General features: G+C 48.2%; 15 protein-coding genes. 9 read left to right on the top strand and 6 right to left on the bottom strand.

Going from position 1 to position 17,683, the window contains the following annotated elements; genetic code table 11:
- The first annotated feature begins 23 nt into the window (after positions 1-23).
- Positions 24-803 (top strand): acyl-ACP--UDP-N-acetylglucosamine O-acyltransferase, encoded by a 780-nt coding sequence (gene lpxA / locus BM257_RS00175; protein ID WP_092067053.1) that lies wholly within the window; start codon positions 24-26, stop codon positions 801-803.
- A 3-nt stretch (positions 804-806) separates the two neighbouring features.
- Here the strand turns inward: lpxA and BM257_RS00170 are convergent, their stop codons facing one another.
- The gene (locus tag BM257_RS00170) at positions 807-1,589 is read right to left on the bottom strand and encodes a radical SAM protein (protein WP_092067051.1); all 783 of its coding nucleotides are present in this window, start codon (positions 1,587-1,589) and stop codon (positions 807-809) included.
- Positions 1,590-1,706: 117 nt separating this feature from the next.
- Between BM257_RS00170 and BM257_RS00165 the strand changes: the two genes are divergently transcribed.
- The 7 genes from BM257_RS00165 to BM257_RS00135 are packed head-to-tail and all read left to right on the top strand — an operon-like array spanning position 1,707 to position 7,515.
- Positions 1,707-2,585 carry a cell division protein FtsX gene (locus BM257_RS00165; RefSeq protein ID WP_092067049.1) on the top strand — a complete coding sequence of 293 codons (879 nt, stop codon included), beginning with the start codon at positions 1,707-1,709 and terminating at the stop codon, positions 2,583-2,585.
- Between the two features lie 24 nt (positions 2,586-2,609).
- Positions 2,610-2,849: a DUF3098 domain-containing protein gene (locus BM257_RS00160; RefSeq protein WP_092067047.1), complete on the top strand. Its 240-nt coding sequence runs from the start codon at positions 2,610-2,612 to the stop codon at positions 2,847-2,849.
- Complete coding sequence (locus tag BM257_RS00155) at positions 2,846-3,703, top strand: undecaprenyl-diphosphate phosphatase (protein WP_092067046.1); 858 nt, start codon at positions 2,846-2,848, stop codon at positions 3,701-3,703. The genes BM257_RS00160 and BM257_RS00155 overlap by 4 nt, the downstream gene beginning before the upstream one ends.
- Positions 3,703-4,434 carry a tRNA pseudouridine(55) synthase TruB gene (gene truB / locus BM257_RS00150; protein WP_092067045.1) on the top strand — a complete coding sequence of 244 codons (732 nt, stop codon included), beginning with the start codon at positions 3,703-3,705 and terminating at the stop codon, positions 4,432-4,434. The genes BM257_RS00155 and truB overlap by 1 nt, the downstream gene beginning before the upstream one ends.
- 11 nt (positions 4,435-4,445) lie before the next feature.
- Positions 4,446-5,588: a tRNA preQ1(34) S-adenosylmethionine ribosyltransferase-isomerase QueA gene (gene queA / locus BM257_RS00145; RefSeq protein ID WP_092067044.1), complete on the top strand. Its 1,143-nt coding sequence runs from the start codon at positions 4,446-4,448 to the stop codon at positions 5,586-5,588.
- On the top strand, positions 5,581-6,024 hold the full coding sequence (gene folK / locus BM257_RS00140) for a 2-amino-4-hydroxy-6-hydroxymethyldihydropteridine diphosphokinase (protein ID WP_092067043.1): 444 nt from the start codon (positions 5,581-5,583) through the stop codon (positions 6,022-6,024). The genes queA and folK overlap by 8 nt, the downstream gene beginning before the upstream one ends.
- Positions 6,025-6,042: 18 nt before the next feature.
- A complete protein-coding gene (locus BM257_RS00135; RefSeq protein ID WP_092067042.1) occupies positions 6,043-7,515 on the top strand; it encodes a glycoside hydrolase family 28 protein in 1,473 nt (490 codons plus the stop codon).
- Positions 7,516-7,568: 53 nt separating this feature from the next.
- On the opposite strand, the gene rpsO is transcribed toward BM257_RS00135, so the two are convergent.
- Positions 7,569-7,838, bottom strand: a complete 270-nt coding sequence (gene rpsO / locus BM257_RS00130; protein WP_092067041.1) for a 30S ribosomal protein S15 — start codon at positions 7,836-7,838, stop codon at positions 7,569-7,571.
- A 171-nt stretch (positions 7,839-8,009) separates the two neighbouring features.
- On the opposite strand from rpsO, the gene typA reads away from it, so the two are divergent.
- A complete protein-coding gene (gene typA, locus BM257_RS00125; protein WP_092067040.1) occupies positions 8,010-9,812 on the top strand; it encodes a translational GTPase TypA in 1,803 nt (600 codons plus the stop codon).
- Positions 9,813-9,910: 98 nt separating this feature from the next.
- On the opposite strand, the gene BM257_RS00120 is transcribed toward typA, so the two are convergent.
- From BM257_RS00120 to BM257_RS00105, 4 genes are all read right to left on the bottom strand, one after another.
- Positions 9,911-11,116, bottom strand: coding sequence for a VapE domain-containing protein (locus BM257_RS00120; RefSeq protein ID WP_092067039.1), 1,206 nt, complete (start codon positions 11,114-11,116; stop codon positions 9,911-9,913).
- Positions 11,117-11,377: 261 nt separating this feature from the next.
- On the bottom strand, positions 11,378-11,836 hold the full coding sequence (locus BM257_RS00115; protein WP_255405401.1) for a DUF6078 family protein: 459 nt from the start codon (positions 11,834-11,836) through the stop codon (positions 11,378-11,380).
- Positions 11,837-12,078: 242 nt separating this feature from the next.
- Positions 12,079-14,877, bottom strand: coding sequence for an ATP-binding protein (locus BM257_RS00110; protein ID WP_092067037.1), 2,799 nt, complete (start codon positions 14,875-14,877; stop codon positions 12,079-12,081).
- Positions 14,878-14,917: 40 nt separating this feature from the next.
- On the bottom strand, positions 14,918-17,680 hold the full coding sequence (locus BM257_RS00105; protein ID WP_177215954.1) for an ATP-binding protein: 2,763 nt from the start codon (positions 17,678-17,680) through the stop codon (positions 14,918-14,920).
- Between the last annotated feature and the right edge of the window lie 3 nt (positions 17,681-17,683).

Below are 17,683 nucleotides of genomic sequence, written 5' to 3'. Positions count from 1 at the left end.
GTTTATATTAAGAGTTTAGAGTTATGGCAAGTGAAATAAGTCCCAAGGCCGAGATAGATCCCAGAGCGAAGATCGGCAATAATTGTAAGATATTCCCCTTTGTGTATATCGAGGGTGATGTGGTGATTGGCGACGACTGTATCATCTTCCCCTTCGTCAGCATTTGTAATGGTACCCGCATGGGTAATAAGAATAAGATTCACCAAGGTACAGTCATTGGAGCTTTGCCTCAGGACTTTGAATTCTGTGGTGAAAAGACTGAGTGTATAGTTGGTGATAATAACATCTTCCGTGAGAATGTGGTTGTTAACCGAGCTACTCATAAAGGTGGAAAAACTGTTATAGGTAACGACAATGTACTGATGGAGGGCGCCCATATCTCTCACGATACGAAAGTGGGTAATCGATGTGTCTTTGGTTATGGTACTAAGATCGCAGGTGACTGTGAGATTGAGGATGGCGTGATATACTCTTCCAGTGTCATTGAGAATGCCAAGACCCGTGTGGGACGTGGGGCTATGATACAGGCAGGAACTACGTTCTCTAAGGACGTGCCACCTTTTATTATCTGTACTAAGAATGTGGAGTATGGGGGCGTGAATATGCAGGTGGCTCGTCTTCATGGTGTTGATGAGAAAACGTTGAAGCATTTAGCTAATGCCTATCGCCTTCTGTTTCATGGTAAGACCTCCACGTTTGATGCTGTCAACCAAATAGAGGAACAGGTACCTGATGGACCGTTTATCCGTCACATCATCGAGTTTATCCGTGCCTCTAAGATAGGCATCATTACGAAGATGTAAATCCTAATAACTTGCAGAGCAGGGTATCCCTGCCGCTATCACACGGTCGCGAATGGCATCCAACTGTTCGCGACTTGCTTTTTCTAATCCTTGCGCTGGTGTCTCACGGTCAATGGTATAGACCATCACTTGCTGGGGCTTGACTTGTTTGATGACCTCCAGCCAGGGAACTACATATTCTTCACCGGTGTTGTCAACGGACTCCATTGACTGTTGAATGGTACCCCGCATGAACATTGTCTGGATAATGAGATGTCCGTGGAACGCCTTCATATGTTCAATGATGGCATTGACATCATAAGTGCCGTTGGGATGGTCTACCTTATTGATATAGTCGGGATCAACGGTGTCCAGTTTGAGAATGTTGTCATCTACTTTCATCAAAGCATCATGAACCTGCTGGCGGTGGATCATTGTCGAGTTACTCAGTACGCATACTTTCGCTTTTGGACAGTATTGGTCACGCAACAGAATGGTGTCATAGATGATCTCCGCAAAATGGGGGTGGCACGTCGGCTCTCCATTCCCTGCGAAGGTTAGCACGTCGGGCAACTGTCCTTCAGTTGTCATCTTTTGAAGCTTCTTCTCCAAAGCTTGTGCTACTTCTTCTCGAGTAGGCAAGGGAAGGGTAGGCCGGTGGTCTTCATTAAAGCCGCATTCACAATAGATACAGTCGAAGGAACAAACCTTGCCATCAGCAGGCAGAAGATTGATACCCAAGGAGATACCCAGTCTTCGACTGTGTACCGGACCGAATATAGGGGAGGGATAAATAATCGTACTCATAGGTGTCGTGTTATCATTTCGATTGCAAAATTAGTAAATAAAACGTAAATTGTTTTGTTTTTAGACTGATTTATTGTAAATTTGCAGCAAATTAGGTGTATTACGTCTAAAAAGGAAATGGGAAACAAAAGAAAAAGAACCCGCAACCGTCGTGGTATGCAGGTTGTTACACTTTGTATCAGTACTACAATGGTATTGATATTATTAGGTATGGTGGTGTTTTCTGTCTTACTGGCTCGTAACTTGTCGAACCATATGAAAGAGAATCTGACCGTTACTGTAATGCTGAAAGATTATGTATCCGTAAACCAAGCACATCGTCTCTGCCGTGACCTGTACCATCGTCCCTTTGCTCGCAATATCGATTATATCAGCAAGGAACAAGCACAGAAGGAACAGACGAAAGAACTGGGTAGCGACCCATCGGAGTTTCTTGGCTTCAATCCCTTTTCTGCCACTTTGGAGATTCAGTTAAAGTCTGATTATGCCAACCGTGACTCGCTGAAATGGATTGTCAAGGAGATACGGAAGGATGCCCGTGTCAGTGATATTGCCTACATGGAGGATCTAGTGGATCAGGTGAATTTCAATCTGAGTCGTATCAGTATCATCCTGTTGGTATTGGCGGTACTGCTAACTTTTGTGTCTTTCTCTCTGATTAGTAATACGGTACGCCTGAGTGTTTATGCCCGACGTTTTATTATCCATACCATGAAACTGGTTGGCGCATCTTGGGGTTTTATTCGTCGCCCGTTCATTCGCAATGCCGTCATGGTCGGTCTCATCGCAGCCATCTTGGCGAATATCGTATTAGGTGCCTGTTTCTATGGGTTGTATTTGACACAGCCAGGTATACTGACTATTATACAGTGGGAGGAACTTGCCATTACAGCTGGTGCGGTATTTCTTTTCGGACTATTAATCACGGCGCTGTGTGCATGGCTTGCCGTCAATAAGTTCTTGAAGATGACGGCGGGAGAGCTTTATAAGATTTAGTTTGTAGTTCAAAGTTTTTAATTTATGGATAAGAGAAATTTAGCATTTGATCGTGTCAACTATATTCTTTTGGTCGTGGGCATGGTGATTGTTGTCATCGGTTTTATCTTGATGAGTGGTGCAGGCTCTACGGAGAGTGCTTATAATCCTGATATTTTCAGTGCCCGTCGCATCAAAGTAGCCCCGCTGGTATGTCTCTTCGGCTTTGTGTCTATGATTTATGCCGTAATGCGTAAACCTAAAGATAAGGAGGTAGAGAAATGAACTGGTTGGAAACGGTTATTATTGCTATTGTTGAAGGTTTGACGGAGTTTTTGCCTGTTTCCTCAACGGGACATATGATTATCACCCAGAACTTATTGGGAATCCCTCAGGGCGACCCGTTCGTCCATGCTTTTACATTCATTATTCAGTTTGGAGCCATCTTGTCGGTAGTCTGTCTCTATTGGAAGCGTTTCTTTCAGTTTGACCATAGTCCAGCGCCTGCAAGCAGCAGTCTGTTGCAGCGACTCAAACATAAGTATTATTTTTACTGGTTGCTAATCGTCGGTGTCATTCCTGCAGTCGTGATAGGACTGTTGGCGAAAAAGTCAGGACTGCTGGACTGGCTGCTTGATAGTGTATTGGTGGTTGCTATTATGCTGGTTGTAGGTGGCATCTTCATGTTGTTCTGTGACAAGTTGTTCAATAAGGGCTCAGACAATAATAAGGTCAACGAGAGACGTGCGTTTAACATTGGTCTTTATCAGTGTATCTCTGTGATACCAGGTGTGTCACGCTCGATGGCAACCATCGTGGGCGGTATGACACAAGGATTGACCCGTAAGCGTGCGGCGGAGTTCTCTTTCTTCCTTGCCGTGCCGACTATGGCAGGTGCTACGTTGCTTGACTTGATGGATCTGCTGAAAGAGGATGCCGCATGGGCTACTCCACATAACATCACTATGTTGCTGCTAGGATGTGCTGTCGCCTTCGTGGTTGCATTGTTTGCCATGAAATGGTTTGTGTCTTTCTTAACAAAATATGGCTTTAAGGCATTTGGTATTTATCGTATCATAGTCGGTGGTATCATCATCGTGTTGTTGCTGACGGGTCACTCTCTTGCAATGGTTGACTAATGAACTTTCTCACAGGCGAATATATCTACATTAACAAGCCCTACGGTATGACATCTTTTGGTGCCTTGGCGTATGTCCGGACTCGTATCTCAAGGAAAGTGGGAGTTAAACGGGTCAAGACAGGACATGCCGGAACCCTCGATCCCTTGGCAACTGGGGTGCTGATTCTCTGTACGGGGAAGAAGACCAAGGAGATAGAACGCCTGCAGCTTCATGACAAGGAATATACCGCTACGCTGCAATTGGGTAGTACTACTCCTAGTTATGACCTTGAGCATGAGGTGGATCAAACTTACCCTACGGAGCATATCACCCGTGAACTGATAGAGGAAGTGCTGACGAGTTTTGTTGGTGACATTCAGCAGGTGCCTCCCCAATATTCTGCCTGTAAGATAGGGGGCGATCGTGCCTATGAGTTGAAACGTAAAGGTAAGGAGGTGCAGTTGGCTGCCAAGACAATCCATATCAGTGAACTGGAGCTCACCGACTTCCAGCCAAAGACCATGCAGATGAGTATCCGTGTCTGTTGTGGCAAGGGTACTTACATCCGCTCTCTGGCTCGTGACATCGGAAGGGCTCTTCATAGCGGAGCTCATTTGACAGCGCTCTGCCGCACGCGACTGGGGAGTGTGCGCATTGAAGACTGCATCACCATCGATAATTTCTCTGCCTGGCTTGACCAGCAAGAGATTGAGGGATTGTCATATCATAATAACGAAATTCAGAAATAATGAAATAATCAATGAAACTATCACAATTCAAATTCAAACTGCCAGAGGCACAGGTGGCATTAGAACCGCCTCATAAAGTTTTTGAGAACGAGGATGGTACGGTAGAGAAGGTCTACCGTCGTGACGAATGTCGTCTGATGGTGGTGCATCGTAAGAGCCAGACCATCGATATGTTCCAGAAGGATGACAAAGGCAAGGATACCGACCAGCCGCTGTTATTTCGAGATATTGTGAACTACTTCGAAGAGGGTGATGCTATGGTCCTTAACGACACGAAGGTGTTCCCGGCACGTCTCTATGGCACGAAGGAGAAGACGGATGCCAAGATCGAGGTGTTCCTGTTGCGTGAGCTTAATGAGGAGTTACGCCTCTGGGACGTCCTGGTGGAACCGGCTCGTAAGATCCGTATCGGCAACAAGCTGTTCTTCGAGGATGATGGTCCAATGGTAGCTGAGGTGATAGATAATACCACCAGTCGTGGAAGGACACTGCGTTTCCTCTATGACTGTCCTCACGATGAGTTCAAACGTGAGTTGTTCGCCTTGGGTTCCGCCCCTGTTCCTCGTTATATTATTGATAATCGTGAGGTGACAGCGGATGATATGGAGAACTTCCAGACCATCTATGCTAAGAACGAGGGAGCCGTGACGGCTCCAGCCTCGGGACTGCATTTCAGTCGTGAGTTGATGAAGCGTCTGGAGATTTATGGAGTTAATTTCTCTTATATCACTGTCCATTGTGGCTTGGGTTGCTTTGACCCGATAGAGGTAGAGGACCTTACCAAGCATAAGATGAGCTCGGAGCAGATGATGATCAAGGCGGAAGCATGTAAGGTGGTGAATGACGCGAAGGCTGGCGGTCATCGCATCTGTGCTGTGGGTGTCAGCACCCTACGTGCCACGGAATCGGCAGTGGGTACTGACGGTCTGTTGAAGGAGTTCGACGGATGGACGAATAAGTTCATCTTCCCTCCTTATGATTTCGGACTCGCTAACTCGTTGATCTCTAATTTCTACCATCCCGAGTCTACCATGATGATGGCGACAGCGGCGTTTGGTGGTTACGAATTGGTCTATGAGGCTTATGAGCAGGCTGTGAAGAACGGCTATATGTTTGGATGCTATGGTGATGCGATGCTGATCCTCGATGACTAGTCATCAGGTGTATTTGGGTCTCGGTTCGAACCTGGGCGACAGGGAGGGGAATATCCGTAAGGCAATAGACCTTCTCCATGAACGGGTTGGAGAGGTCGTCCGACAGTCGTCGCTGATAGAGACAGTCCCTTGGGGCTTCGAGTCTGAGCATCGCTTCCTTAACGGGGTCATACTCTGTGAGACAACCCTCACCCCTCGCCAGGTGCTCAAGGTGACACAGAAGATAGAGCGGGAATTGGGAAAAACGAAGGCTCACGCTACCAAGCGTCAACTTTCAATGTTGAACTCTCAACTTCCAACTTTTAAAGACCGCCCCATCGACATTGACATCCTGCTCTACGATGACTGGGAGGTGGAGGAGCCTGACTTAAAAATACCACATCCGTTGATGCGAGAACGTGATTTTGTCATGATTCCTTTGAAAGAAATATTATAACACTAAAACAAACTGCGTATGAAAAAACTATTTCTGACAATTGTGGCAGCACTGGCTGTCAGCCTGAGTGTGCAAGCGGATAACCCGTACAAGAAGTTTACGGAGAATTTACCGTTCACTATGCCGGAGATCAGTGCTCCCGAAATTCCTGACCATCAGGTGAAACTCACTGATTTCGGAGCCATAGGTGATGGTGTGACCCTCAATACGGAGGCATTTGCCAAGGCGATTGATGCCCTGAGTAAGAAGGGTGGTGGTAAATTAATCGTCCCACAGGGAGTATGGCACACAGGACCTATCGTTCTCAAGAGTAATATCGAGTTGCACCTCAGAGCTGGTGCCGTCATCCTCTTTGCAGCTGACGAGAGTCTGTATCCCATCATTGAGACTTCCTTTGAGGGCTTGGACACCCGCCGCCTGCAGTCACCAATCTATGCCAAGGGTGCAACGAATATCGCCATCACGGGTAAGGGTGTGATTGACGGTAACGGTCAGTACTGGCGTCCTGTCAAGAAAGGAAAGGTGACAGAGGCACACTGGAAGGAACTGCTCGCTATTCCCGGCAGTCAGGAGATGAAACCCGGCTACTGGGTCCCTTCCGCCGGTTATGCCAGAGGTGAACAGGGGGCGAATATGAACGTACCCAATGCCCAGACCGAGGAAGAGTGGAATGCCATCAAGCGTTTTCTGCGTCCTGTGATGATCTCTTTCGTGCAGTGTAAGAATGTGATGCTGAAAGGGGTAATTTTCCAAAACTCTCCCGCTTGGAACCTCCATCCACTGATGTGTGAGAACGTGATTATCGATCAGGTGTTAGTACGTAACCCCAGTTACGCACAGAATGGGGATGCCCTTGACTTGGAGTCATGTAAAAACGCTCTCATCGTCAACTCTCGTTTCGATGCAGGTGATGATGGCATCTGTATCAAGAGCGGTAAGGATGCCGACGGTCGTCGTCGTGGCAGACCTTGTGAGAACGTGGTGGTCGACGGCTGCACCGTCTTCGCCGGACATGGTGGTTTTGTTGTCGGCTCGGAGATGAGTGGTGGCGTGAGGAACATCCTCGTGGAAAACTGTCAATTCCTCGGAACAGATGTCGGCTTGCGTTTCAAGTCTACCCGTGGTCGTGGTGGTATCGTGGAGAATATATATATTAATAAGGTGTCAATGACGGATATCAAGACGGATGCTATTACCTTTAATATGTATTATGGTGGAAAGTCTGTCGCCGAGATGCTTGCTGATGGTGACAACCCTGACAATACTACTAAGATGCCTGTGACGGAGGAGACTCCCATCTTCCGTAATATCGATATTAAGAATGTCATCTGCAATGGCGCAGGACGTGCCATGGAGTTTAATGGTTTACCTGAGATGCCCATTAACGGCATCACCCTTCAGGATGTGAATATCCTTGCCAAGAAGGATGCCGTGTTTACTAACTGTGAGCATATCAAGAAGAAAAACGTGAATATCACGATACAGAAATAACAAAAAGAAATCCCGCTCCAATTGGAACGGGATTTCTTTTTTGTCCTTACATCTTATTTACGCAGACCAAGTGCCTTCACAATAGCACGGTAGCGGTTGATGTCCTTGTTGTAGAGATACTTCAGGAGCTTACGACGCTGACCTACCATCTTTGTCAGGGAGCGAGCGGTACCAAAGTCCTTGTGGTTCTTCTTCAGATGCTCTGTCAGGTGACTGATACGATAGGTGAACAATGCAATCTGGCTCTCTGCGGAACCTGTGTCTGTTACTGCCTTGCCATGCTTCTCAAAGATCTCTTTCTTTTTTGCTGAATCTAAATACATAATTTTGATGATTTAATTGTTAATATAATACATCTTTCGGATGCCTGCCACCCTCATCGGAAGTGGGGTACATCGTCAAATGCGGGTGCAAAGGTACAACTTTTTTGCAAAACGGACAAATATTTATTGGAAAAGTTGTACCTTTGCACCCGAATTAAAAGGAAAAGGAATATGCAGGATATCCGTAACATTGCGATTATCGCACATGTAGACCACGGCAAGACGACGCTCGTGGACAAGATGATGCTGGCAGGTAATCTGTTTCGTGAGGGACAGAACCTTAGTAGTCAGGTGTTGGACGCTAACGATCTGGAGCGTGAGCGAGGCATCACGATTCTTTCGAAGAATGTAAGTATTAACTGGAAAGGAACAAAGATCAACATCATCGACACACCGGGACACTCGGACTTCGGTGGTGAGGTGGAGCGTGTGCTCAATATGGCAGACGGCTGCCTGCTGCTGGTGGATGCCTTCGAGGGTCCGATGCCACAGACACGTTTTGTGTTGCAGAAGGCGTTGCAGATAGGACTGAAACCTATCGTGGTGGTCAACAAGGTCGATAAACCGAATTGTCGTCCGGAGGAGGTATATGAGATGGTCTTCGACCTGATGTTCTCATTGGATGCGACGGAGGATCAGTTGGACTTCCCCGTTGTCTATGGCTCCGCGAAGAACGGATGGATGGGTGAGGACTATAACACACCCACTAATGACATCACCTACCTGCTGGACAAGATCGTGGAGGTGATTCCTGCACCTAAGCAGTTGGAGGGTACACCACAGATGCTGATTACCTCTCTTGACTATTCGAGCTATACAGGTCGTATCGCTGTGGGTCGTGTTCATCGTGGCAGCCTGAAAGACGGACAGCAGGTGACCATCGCCCATCGTGACGGTACCATGGAGAAGACGAAGATTAAGGAACTGCATACCTTCGACGGTATGGGACATACCCGTACCGACCAGGTAGACTGTGGTGATATCTGTGCCGTCATCGGCTTGGAGAGATTCGAGATTGGTGACACCATCTGTGATGCCGAGAACCCGGAGGCGCTGCCACCTATTGCCATCGACGAGCCTACCATGTCGATGCTCTTCACCATTAACGACTCTCCTTTCTTCGGCAAAGAGGGTAAGTTCGTGACCTCCCGTCATATCAACGACCGTCTGGAGAAGGAACTGGAGAAGAATCTCGCTCTCCGTGTAGAACCTTTCGAGGATGCAACAGACCGCTGGGTGGTCAGTGGTCGTGGTGTGCTGCATCTCTCCGTCCTCATCGAGACGATGCGTCGTGAGGGTTATGAGCTGCAGGTCGGACAGCCTCAGGTTATATATAAGGAGATTGACGGACAGAAATGTGAACCTATCGAGGAACTGACGATCAATGTCCCGGAGGAGTTCGCCTCTAAGATGATTGACATGGTGACACGCCGTAAGGGAGAGTTGACATCGATGGAGTCCCAGGGTGAACGTACGAATATCGAGTTTGACATCCCTTCCCGTGGTATTATAGGACTGCGTACCAACGTGCTGACGGCTTCACAGGGTGAGGCGATCATGGCACACCGCTTCAAGGAATACCAACCATACAAAGGGGATATCGAGCGTCGTGTTAACGGCTCGATGATTGCCTTGGAGACAGGTACTGCCTTCGCTTATTCGATTGATAAGTTACAGGACCGTGGTAAGTTCTTCATTGACCCGGGTGAGGAGGTTTATATGGGCCAGGTAGTCGGCGAGCATGTCCATGACAACGACCTCGTGGTGAATGTCGCCAAGGCAAAGCAGTTGACGAACGTCCGTGCCTCTGGTACGGATGACAAGGCTCGTATCATCCCCAAGACTGTCATGTCACTCGAAGAGTGTCTGGAGTATATCAAGGAAGATGAGCTCGTGGAGGTTACTCCCCAGTCGATGCGTATGCGTAAGATCATCCTTGACCACGACCAGCGTAAAAAAGCAAATAAACAATAAAACATCTCCCCTTCTCCCGTTTCTTCGTGAAACGGCGGTGTATAGGGCGTTTCAGTACGGGAGTAGTTGTCGCAACTACTCCCGTACTAGTCCCTTTTTTATGCACTTTTTTGTGGTATCGCTTTGTAATAGGCGACATGACTATGCTCCACATGCTCATAGCCTAAGTCCCTCATGGCGAATCCAAGTTGAATCCTGCTGCTTCTGTCAATCTTGACGAAGGGGTATTCCTGCTGGATGACTTTCAACATCTCTGTGCTATTGATAGTCTTGATACGTTCTCCCTCCTTGGGTTTCCTGAAACATACCTTGATCATCTCGGCAATGTCTTTCTGCTCCATGTAGTTGAGGTTCAACTCTTGGATACGGGCCACTTCCGCATTGTTGAACCAATAGGGTACCTTCAATTCCCTAATCTCATAAAGCACCTGTGCATACAACTGCTCATAGTCAATCTCATCCTCGTTGTCGATGAGTTGTCCTTGGGGTACCGCCAGACAGATGTATCGGCGTGAACCAGTGGCATCCGTCAGCGGATGGGGATTGTTGGTGGTGGCGACGAAGGAGGCAAACCTTGGACGGTCTTCTTGCGAGCAGCCGAAGATAGGACGACCGTTGACCTTCGACTTCGACAGGGTCTGTTTCAGATGGGCATGCTGACTGGGACGTATGGCCTCCAACTCGTCGAGGTTCACCAGCAGGTTGTTGGTCAGTGCCATCTCCTTGTCGAACTTGTTCGAGAGGTTCAGATGGTCGAGGAAATACTCTCGCAGGTGGGGTGGGAGCAGTCGGGTGACGAAGGTTGTCTTGCCACATCCCTGTGCACCTATTAAAATAGGTACGCACTCGTTACCATGAATGGTGTCCATTTGCAACCAGTGAGCGACCATCGAGCGGATCCATACGGCAAGGAACCCATGCTGCTCGGTCGTGATACCAGGTAGTCTGCCGAACAACTTCGCTACATGGTTCTGTCCGTCCCACTTTGCCAGGTGTTCCAGGAAGTCCTGGACAGGATTGAACGTTGGAACCTCCTCGGAATGAATCAGTTCCAAGATTTCCGTTTTCGGACTCCCTTTCTCACAGACTCCCTCTCGCTTGGCACGGATGATGATGCTGTTCAGCGCCTGTTGGGTGAGTGTCCTGTAAACAAGTTCCTCTGCAGGAAGGGTTGCGAACTCTACCTTTCCGCTCAATACGTTGCGACGGAAGAGGTAATTGTCTTGGAGGAATAACTCTGTGCCTAGAGTTCCCTCCTGCGAAGCCGTAAGGGTCTCGCTTTGTGAATTGGAATTTTTAAACATAGTTTGTTAATAAATTTAGTTAATAATGTGTTCTCAAAAGCAATGGCAAAGATACAAAAAAATAATCCCTTTTGCAATACCTTTTAGGAGGCACACCCCTTCCAGATACTAGGGATTTAAGATTCCCATTATCGGGATACCCCGTACGAGATATCAGGAGTACCTCTACGAAGCCTCCGGAATGGGATTCCCAGATATTCGGAAAACCCTTGGGAATAATATTAATGGAGTATAAAAATTATAAACGTCCTTCCTTCTTCGTCAGAAAGTGAAGAAATCATATACATAGGCATAATGTTCGAAGACCAGGTTTTCCGTATAGCCAGTGCGTTGGAAGAGTTGGATAATCCACTTCTGTTGCTCCTCATTCAGCATCCGTTCGCCATTGTTATAACGATAGTAATTGCTGGTGCCGTTGAGATATTGTCGCATAGCAGTACGTAATCCCCTTTCATGTTTGCTCCTCACCTCCTCGAATAGTTTGCCGAAACCCCATGCCATCTTGACGGGCTGACCAGTGGCAAATAGTCGGCAACCCCTCTCTGTCATCTTTATATTCGGATAGACAGCAGGTCCCCAGTCCCGATCCTCTGGCATTTCCTTGCCAGCAAGATACCTCAGACACTCGTCCTTCATAGGACATGTTTCCATAAAACATAGTTGATACCCTTTAGGTACATTCCGATAATCGGCTCTGATAGTTAGATCCTTTGTTGTCATTAATAGTTATGAAATTAATGGTTTGTAATTAATGTTGATAATATCATAGTTGATATATCGACTACAAAGTTACAACTTTTTCTCGAATCCACTAGCCTCCCCACCTCTCTTTTTTCACAAAAAGGAGATGAGCCTGCAAAAAAGGGAGTAGTACGGGAGTAGTTATGCCAACTACTCCCGTACCGAAATGCCCTGTACATCGGCATTCCAAGAGAAAACGGGAGAAGGGGAGTAGTTTTTAATTAATCTTTATTCTGTTCACAGGGAATCTGACACCAGAAGGTGGAGCCATGACCTAATCCTTCGCTGGTGACACCGATGGTGCCGCCGCAACGCTCTACAATACTCTTGCTGATAGCCAGTCCCAGACCAGTTCCTTGCACAAACTCATCCAGTTTGACAAAACGCTCGAAGATGGAAGCCTGTTTCTCCTTCGGGATACCTGTACCCGTGTCTTCGCAGTAGATGTAGAGTCCGGGCTGCTGGTCGTCTCCCTCGCAATAGCGGTATCCCACCTTGATGTGTCCCTCCTTAGTGTATTTGATAGCATTAGTCACGAAATTGGTGATGATCTGTTGTATGCGTCCTTTGTCAAGGCGTGTGTTGAAGACCTGATAGGGATTGTCTTTGATGAACTGGACTTCAGGCTTCTGCATACGTTGCTCGATGGTCTGGCAGATGTCATTGAAGAACTGTGCGAAGTCCACGTCAGTGGGTTCGATGGCAAGAGGACGTGAGTCGATGTCGGATACCTCAAGGATATCGCTGATGAGCCGGAGGAGCATGTCACAGTTATTACGGATGATGCGTATGAACTCCTGCTTTTCGTTGGCATCGTCAACCATGGACAGCACGTCAGAGAATCCGACGATGGCGTTGAGAGGTGTTCGTATCTCATGTGTCATGTTGGCGAGGAAGGCAGCCTTGAGTCGTCCGGAGTTCTCAGCACGTGCCGTCTCAATGCGTAGCTTCTCCTGTGCTTCCATGAGCTCTGTGATATTACGCGAGAGTCCGAAATACTCGGTGAGTTGCCCGTCTTTATTGAAGATGGGGATGCCGGAGATGGAATACCATGTGGGCTCGCTATCGAAGAGTGTATGCTCGAAGGGCAGGATCGTATTGTATGGCTTGCCCTGTTGTATGGCACTGCGTATCTCTTCCATACCTTTCTCGCGGGCTTGTGGACTGATGGTCTCCAGATATTCCTCTATAGTCTCCGTGAATTCTGTCTGTCCGGTAGTACGTGACATGTTGACGATATCCTTCTCCGGGAGATAGTGCCAGATATACATCTTACTCTCCTTCAATAAGTAGCAGAGCTGTTCCTCATAGTGTTTGGCAGCCTTGTTGATGGCGTGCAGCTGGCGGTCATGCTCTCGCTGTCCTAGATAGATGTTACGCTCGGCGGTGATGTCACGGTTGGTGACGATATAGAAGACCAACTCATCATTGTCATTTATCACGGGACGGATGCGGGACTCAGAATATTTGTCTATTCCCATTTGCGGCTCGTGGATATGCTGACAGGTATGTAAGATCTCGCGAGTGCCAGGCAGATAGATACCTTTGAGGCTTGGGAAGTCAAAGAGCGAGGTGGTACGGTAATACTGCTCGTTCTTGTCGTTTATCTCGCAGAACTCGCGCATCTTCTGGTTGATGTCAAGGAGTTTGCCGTTGGCATCGTAGAATGACATCGCGACAAGGTTGGTGTCGAACATCTTCTTGTACTTGTTGGTAATGGTCTTAATGCGTTGGTTCTCGTTAAGCTCGTCAGTGATGTCCTTCGTGGTATAGACAATATAGAGCAGCTTCCCTGGCGACTGACTGTTGATGCTGTTTTCCCTTTCGGCGATGGCATTGCCGTAGAAGGTCCTCCAGCATGGTGACTCACTGGAGCCCTGATTAAGTCTGAGGGTCATGTCGAAGTGGTTGATGATACCAGATGCAAGCTGTTCGTTGAGTTCGTGAAACTGTCTGCCTTCCTCTTCGGGCATGCGCTTGAGGAACTCCTCTGGTGACATTCCGCCCTGTGGGATAATATCCCCGTATTTGTTGCGTAGCATATTGTTTTTGAAGTCCCACTCCACCACGAAGTAGTCACCCATGTTAAGAACCTGGTTCATTATCTGTCCCAGGTCAGAGCTCTCCTGTACTGACTGGCTGACCCTCTGGCGGACAATCTTTATGAGCGACAGCACGGCGACGGTTGCCAGGAACAGTCCTGCGAGGATATAGAGTGCTACAGGTGAGGTGTCGTCATGGATGCGCTCCGGGTGGAACCAGCGGTCATAGACCTCTTGCAGCTCGCCAGCCTGTTCCAGACGCGTGTACTGGTCGTCAATGATGCTGATCAGGTCTTTGTTGTAACCGATGATTCGCAGCTCGCCTGACGGGATGTCTATATCGTCGAGGACGATATTGTCGAGTCCAAGCTCTTGGATCTTATGACTCAGGGGTATCTCACCCCAGATAAAATATTTGTACTTGCCCTGGGTGATGCTCGTCAGGGCATCCTTCGGTGAGTGGTATTCAATAGTAAACGGATATGTGTCTCTTTGTGCAAGGACCATTGCCGCATAGTCGTCTTCCTTTAGGAGCAGCGTGTCTTTCGGCTGGAGCTTATTAAGCTGGTCCAGTGGGTTGGTATCTATGCGGCGTGCCAATTTCAGGTTGTAGTAGTTGATGTACTTGTGGGTTGACACATAGGGGGCATCTTTATAGAAGGCGTACAGAGCGTGTATGAGGTCTGCTTCCCGTCTCTGGAACATTTTAGTAGCGATATGCCATTCCTGCATGACAAACTGATGGGGAATGTCGAGTTGGTCGAGAATCAGGTTAAGTACGTCGACGTTATATCCGGCAGGCTGTCCCTCGGCGTTAATGAACTCGAAGGGACGGAAGTCCCAGTCGCATACAATAACCAATGGCTTCTCCTTGGTATATCCGAAGTGATTATCGGCGGAGAGGGAGGACCATAAGGAGAAAAGGCAGAGGAGTAATATCAGGGACCTTTTCATATATTGGAACGTATCTCGTATCATGCGTCTTTATTTTTCGTTATTCAATGATCGGACTTCACTCTTATACTTTGATGACATCGTCAGTACTGCAGGGGATGATGACCCATACGATAGTGCCTTTACCGACCTCGGACTTCAAGCGTATCTTGCCTCCCATCAGCCTGACAATCTCCTGGCAGATGACCAGTCCCAGTCCACTGCTGTTGCTGTCGGTGGTGACAAAACGCTCGAAAATCTTTCTTGTCTGGTCTTCGGAGATACCGCAGCCTGTGTCCTCGATGGCAATGGTGAGGTCCTCACCGTTATAGTCGAAGCGTGCCCGTACGTAACCAGAGGTGGTATGCCGCACAGCGTTGGAGATGATCTGGTCGATGATAATGCCCATATTAGTCAGGTCAATATCGAGTGTGAGATGCTCATAAGGCTTCTCGACGATATACCCAATGGCAGGCTGCTGGCTATTTTTCCACGCTGTCTGACAGCGTTCATCGAAGAAGACGGGGAAGTCGATGGGCTTGGGCTTGATTTCTATCATGTCAGCGTCAAGGCGTGACAGGAAGAGGATGTTGTTAATGAGGTTCAGCAGACTGCGTGAGTTCTTCTTGATTTCCTCGACAAAGAACTGCACGTCGTCACTGTTGTTGCTTTGCTCAATGAGTTTGGCAAAGCCAACCACTGAGTTGAGGGGAGTGCGGATCTCGTAGCACATATTATGCAGGAAGGCGTTTTTCACCTCTTCCACCTCTTGTGCTTTTCTGGTCTCCAGTGCCAGCAGCTCCTCGGTAGCCTTGATATCACTGATGTCACGGAACATACCGAAATAGTTGGTGACATATCCACTGTCGTTGGTAACCGGCACGAAGGAGAAAGACAGACATAGCGGTTTGTTCCCCTTGAGGCGGATGGTGGACTTGATGATGGCTTTCACGGGCTGGTGAGTGAGGCTGTCCATGGTGTTCATGATGCGCTGGACGGTGCTCTTCGATTCCTCGGCAGTCAGTGACAGGAGCCGCGTCTGTGTCAGCTGGTACTGAATGGCCTCAATCTTATTGTAAACCGTCAGCGTATGGGTGTCGGGCGAATAGTCCACAATACGCACCCCACCGTTCTTCAGTACGTAGTCGATGTTATGGATATAATCCTGTAGCTCGTCGGTTGCCTCCTGCAACTTGGTGACCTTCTTCTGAAGACTGGAGTAGGACTTGGCTAACTCCGTGACATCACGTCCTGTGCCGTAGATTCCCAACAGGCGACCGTCATCGTCACGGACAGGTACCAGCTGCAGCTCATAATACAGTTCATCGCGCCGCAGGACGCGATTGAGAGCGCGCTCATCGTCTGGCGATTTGTAGATCTGCGTCAGGTAGGTATATTCCAGATTGTCAAGGGAGAGGTCTGGCTCTCCGATAACATTCTGAATAGAGAAATGGCTATCGATGATCTGTTGGATATCAACACCGATACTCTCAACAGCCTTATTGTTCATGTCATCAATGATGCCGTGTTCGTCGTACGACACCGTGTCAACCAAGGCAGAGTTGAAGATATGCTTGTAGCGCAGCATCGTACTCTTCTGCTGTTGTTGGCGCAGGTGCGCCTTCGTAATATTGGTAGTGGCACCGATGAGGACTGTAGGGTTGCCATTCTTGTCACGCTTCATCACCGAGAAGTTGACGGAGAAGATATGTGATGTCTTGTCGTCCTTCTTGACGGCATGGAACTCCATGGTCTCTCTCTCTTTCTTACGATTGGCAATCTCACCGATCAGAATGCTGAGCCGTTCAAAGTCCTCTGGAAGTATATAGAAATTAATGAAGTCAGGGGACAGTGGGATGGAGGTCTTCTTGCCGTCACTGTTGATGCTCGTAAGCATCTTGGTAGTGATGTCATACAGCCAGATATGTACCTTACCCGTATTCAGGATGAGTAACAGGCGGTTGTTGGAGCGTCGGATGTTTTTCGTCATCTTGCGCTCATAGAGACGGGAAAAGACATAATAGATAAGGAAGAATATAATGACTGTCAGCAGTGCGGCGACGACATACCATACCCAGGAGGGGATACCCGTATCTTTGTGCTCCGGATAGAACCACTTGTTCTGGATGGGTTGCAGCCTGCCTGTGGAGTTCAACTTGGTATAGACACTGTCCATCTGCTCCAGCAGACGCGTGTCGTTAGACATGAACTTGTATTCTCCGTGTGGAATGTTGACGGGTGTCAGCTCCAGGTCGTTGTAGCCGAACTTATGGAGCAGCCATTTCAGCGACAGTGTGTTCCATGCAATCTGACTGCCTTTATGGTTATGGACATACTGCACAGCATCCTGCATGTCGTTATAGGGTATGGCATTCTTTCCCCATCCCCACTCCTGCATGAGATGGTGGCTGAAACTGCCGTCATGCACGATGACGCGCTGTGTGGCGAGGTCGTCGACGCTCTTGATGAGCACTGGCTCGTCCTTGCGATGGACGATGCTATGGGTGAATATCTGGATGACGCTACTGCCATATTGTGCATACTCATTATGGAAGTGTGCGTCCATGCCGCACATCAGGTCGGCATGTCCGGTCTTCAGGTCGTTGAGTGCGTCCTGGGTCGGCTTCAGCTTGATTCTATATGGAATATCCAGCTCGTTGAAGATGAGTTTGAGCAGGTCGATATTGAAACCTGTGGGTTCACCAGTGTCATTGACAAACGAGTATGGCCACAGGTCCCACGCATCTTCATAGATCAAGGGGTGTTCTTCGTCATATACACGAGCCAGAGTGACGGTTGGTAGAAGAGTCAGGAATATGACGAACAGGAGTTCTCTTTTTTTTAGCATAGG

Origin of the sequence: Prevotella sp. tf2-5 (genome assembly GCF_900115435.1) — a bacterium.
Taxonomy (GTDB): Bacteria; Bacteroidota; Bacteroidia; order Bacteroidales; family Bacteroidaceae; genus Prevotella.
Note: the sequence above shows the minus strand (reverse complement) of the source record. Positions and strands in the feature narration are given on the sequence as shown.

Coding starts and splice junctions, on each gene's coding strand:
- queA (WP_092067044.1), top strand. CDS start 4,446: ATGAAACTATCACAATTCAAATTCAAACTGCCAGAGGCACAGGTGGCA.
- rpsO (WP_092067041.1), bottom strand. CDS start 7,838: ATGTATTTAGATTCAGCAAAAAAGAAAGAGATCTTTGAGAAGCATGGC.
- BM257_RS00105 (WP_177215954.1), bottom strand. CDS start 17,680: ATGCTAAAAAAAAGAGAACTCCTGTTCGTCATATTCCTGACTCTTCTA.
- BM257_RS00160 (WP_092067047.1), top strand. CDS start 2,610: ATGGATAAGAGAAATTTAGCATTTGATCGTGTCAACTATATTCTTTTG.
- folK (WP_092067043.1), top strand. CDS start 5,581: ATGACTAGTCATCAGGTGTATTTGGGTCTCGGTTCGAACCTGGGCGAC.
- typA (WP_092067040.1), top strand. CDS start 8,010: ATGCAGGATATCCGTAACATTGCGATTATCGCACATGTAGACCACGGC.
- BM257_RS00155 (WP_092067046.1), top strand. CDS start 2,846: ATGAACTGGTTGGAAACGGTTATTATTGCTATTGTTGAAGGTTTGACG.
- BM257_RS00110 (WP_092067037.1), bottom strand. CDS start 14,877: ATGATACGAGATACGTTCCAATATATGAAAAGGTCCCTGATATTACTC.
- BM257_RS00115 (WP_255405401.1), bottom strand. CDS start 11,836: ATGACAACAAAGGATCTAACTATCAGAGCCGATTATCGGAATGTACCT.
- lpxA (WP_092067053.1), top strand. CDS start 24: ATGGCAAGTGAAATAAGTCCCAAGGCCGAGATAGATCCCAGAGCGAAG.
- BM257_RS00120 (WP_092067039.1), bottom strand. CDS start 11,116: ATGTTTAAAAATTCCAATTCACAAAGCGAGACCCTTACGGCTTCGCAG.
- BM257_RS00165 (WP_092067049.1), top strand. CDS start 1,707: ATGGGAAACAAAAGAAAAAGAACCCGCAACCGTCGTGGTATGCAGGTT.
- truB (WP_092067045.1), top strand. CDS start 3,703: ATGAACTTTCTCACAGGCGAATATATCTACATTAACAAGCCCTACGGT.
- BM257_RS00170 (WP_092067051.1), bottom strand. CDS start 1,589: ATGAGTACGATTATTTATCCCTCCCCTATATTCGGTCCGGTACACAGT.
- BM257_RS00135 (WP_092067042.1), top strand. CDS start 6,043: ATGAAAAAACTATTTCTGACAATTGTGGCAGCACTGGCTGTCAGCCTG.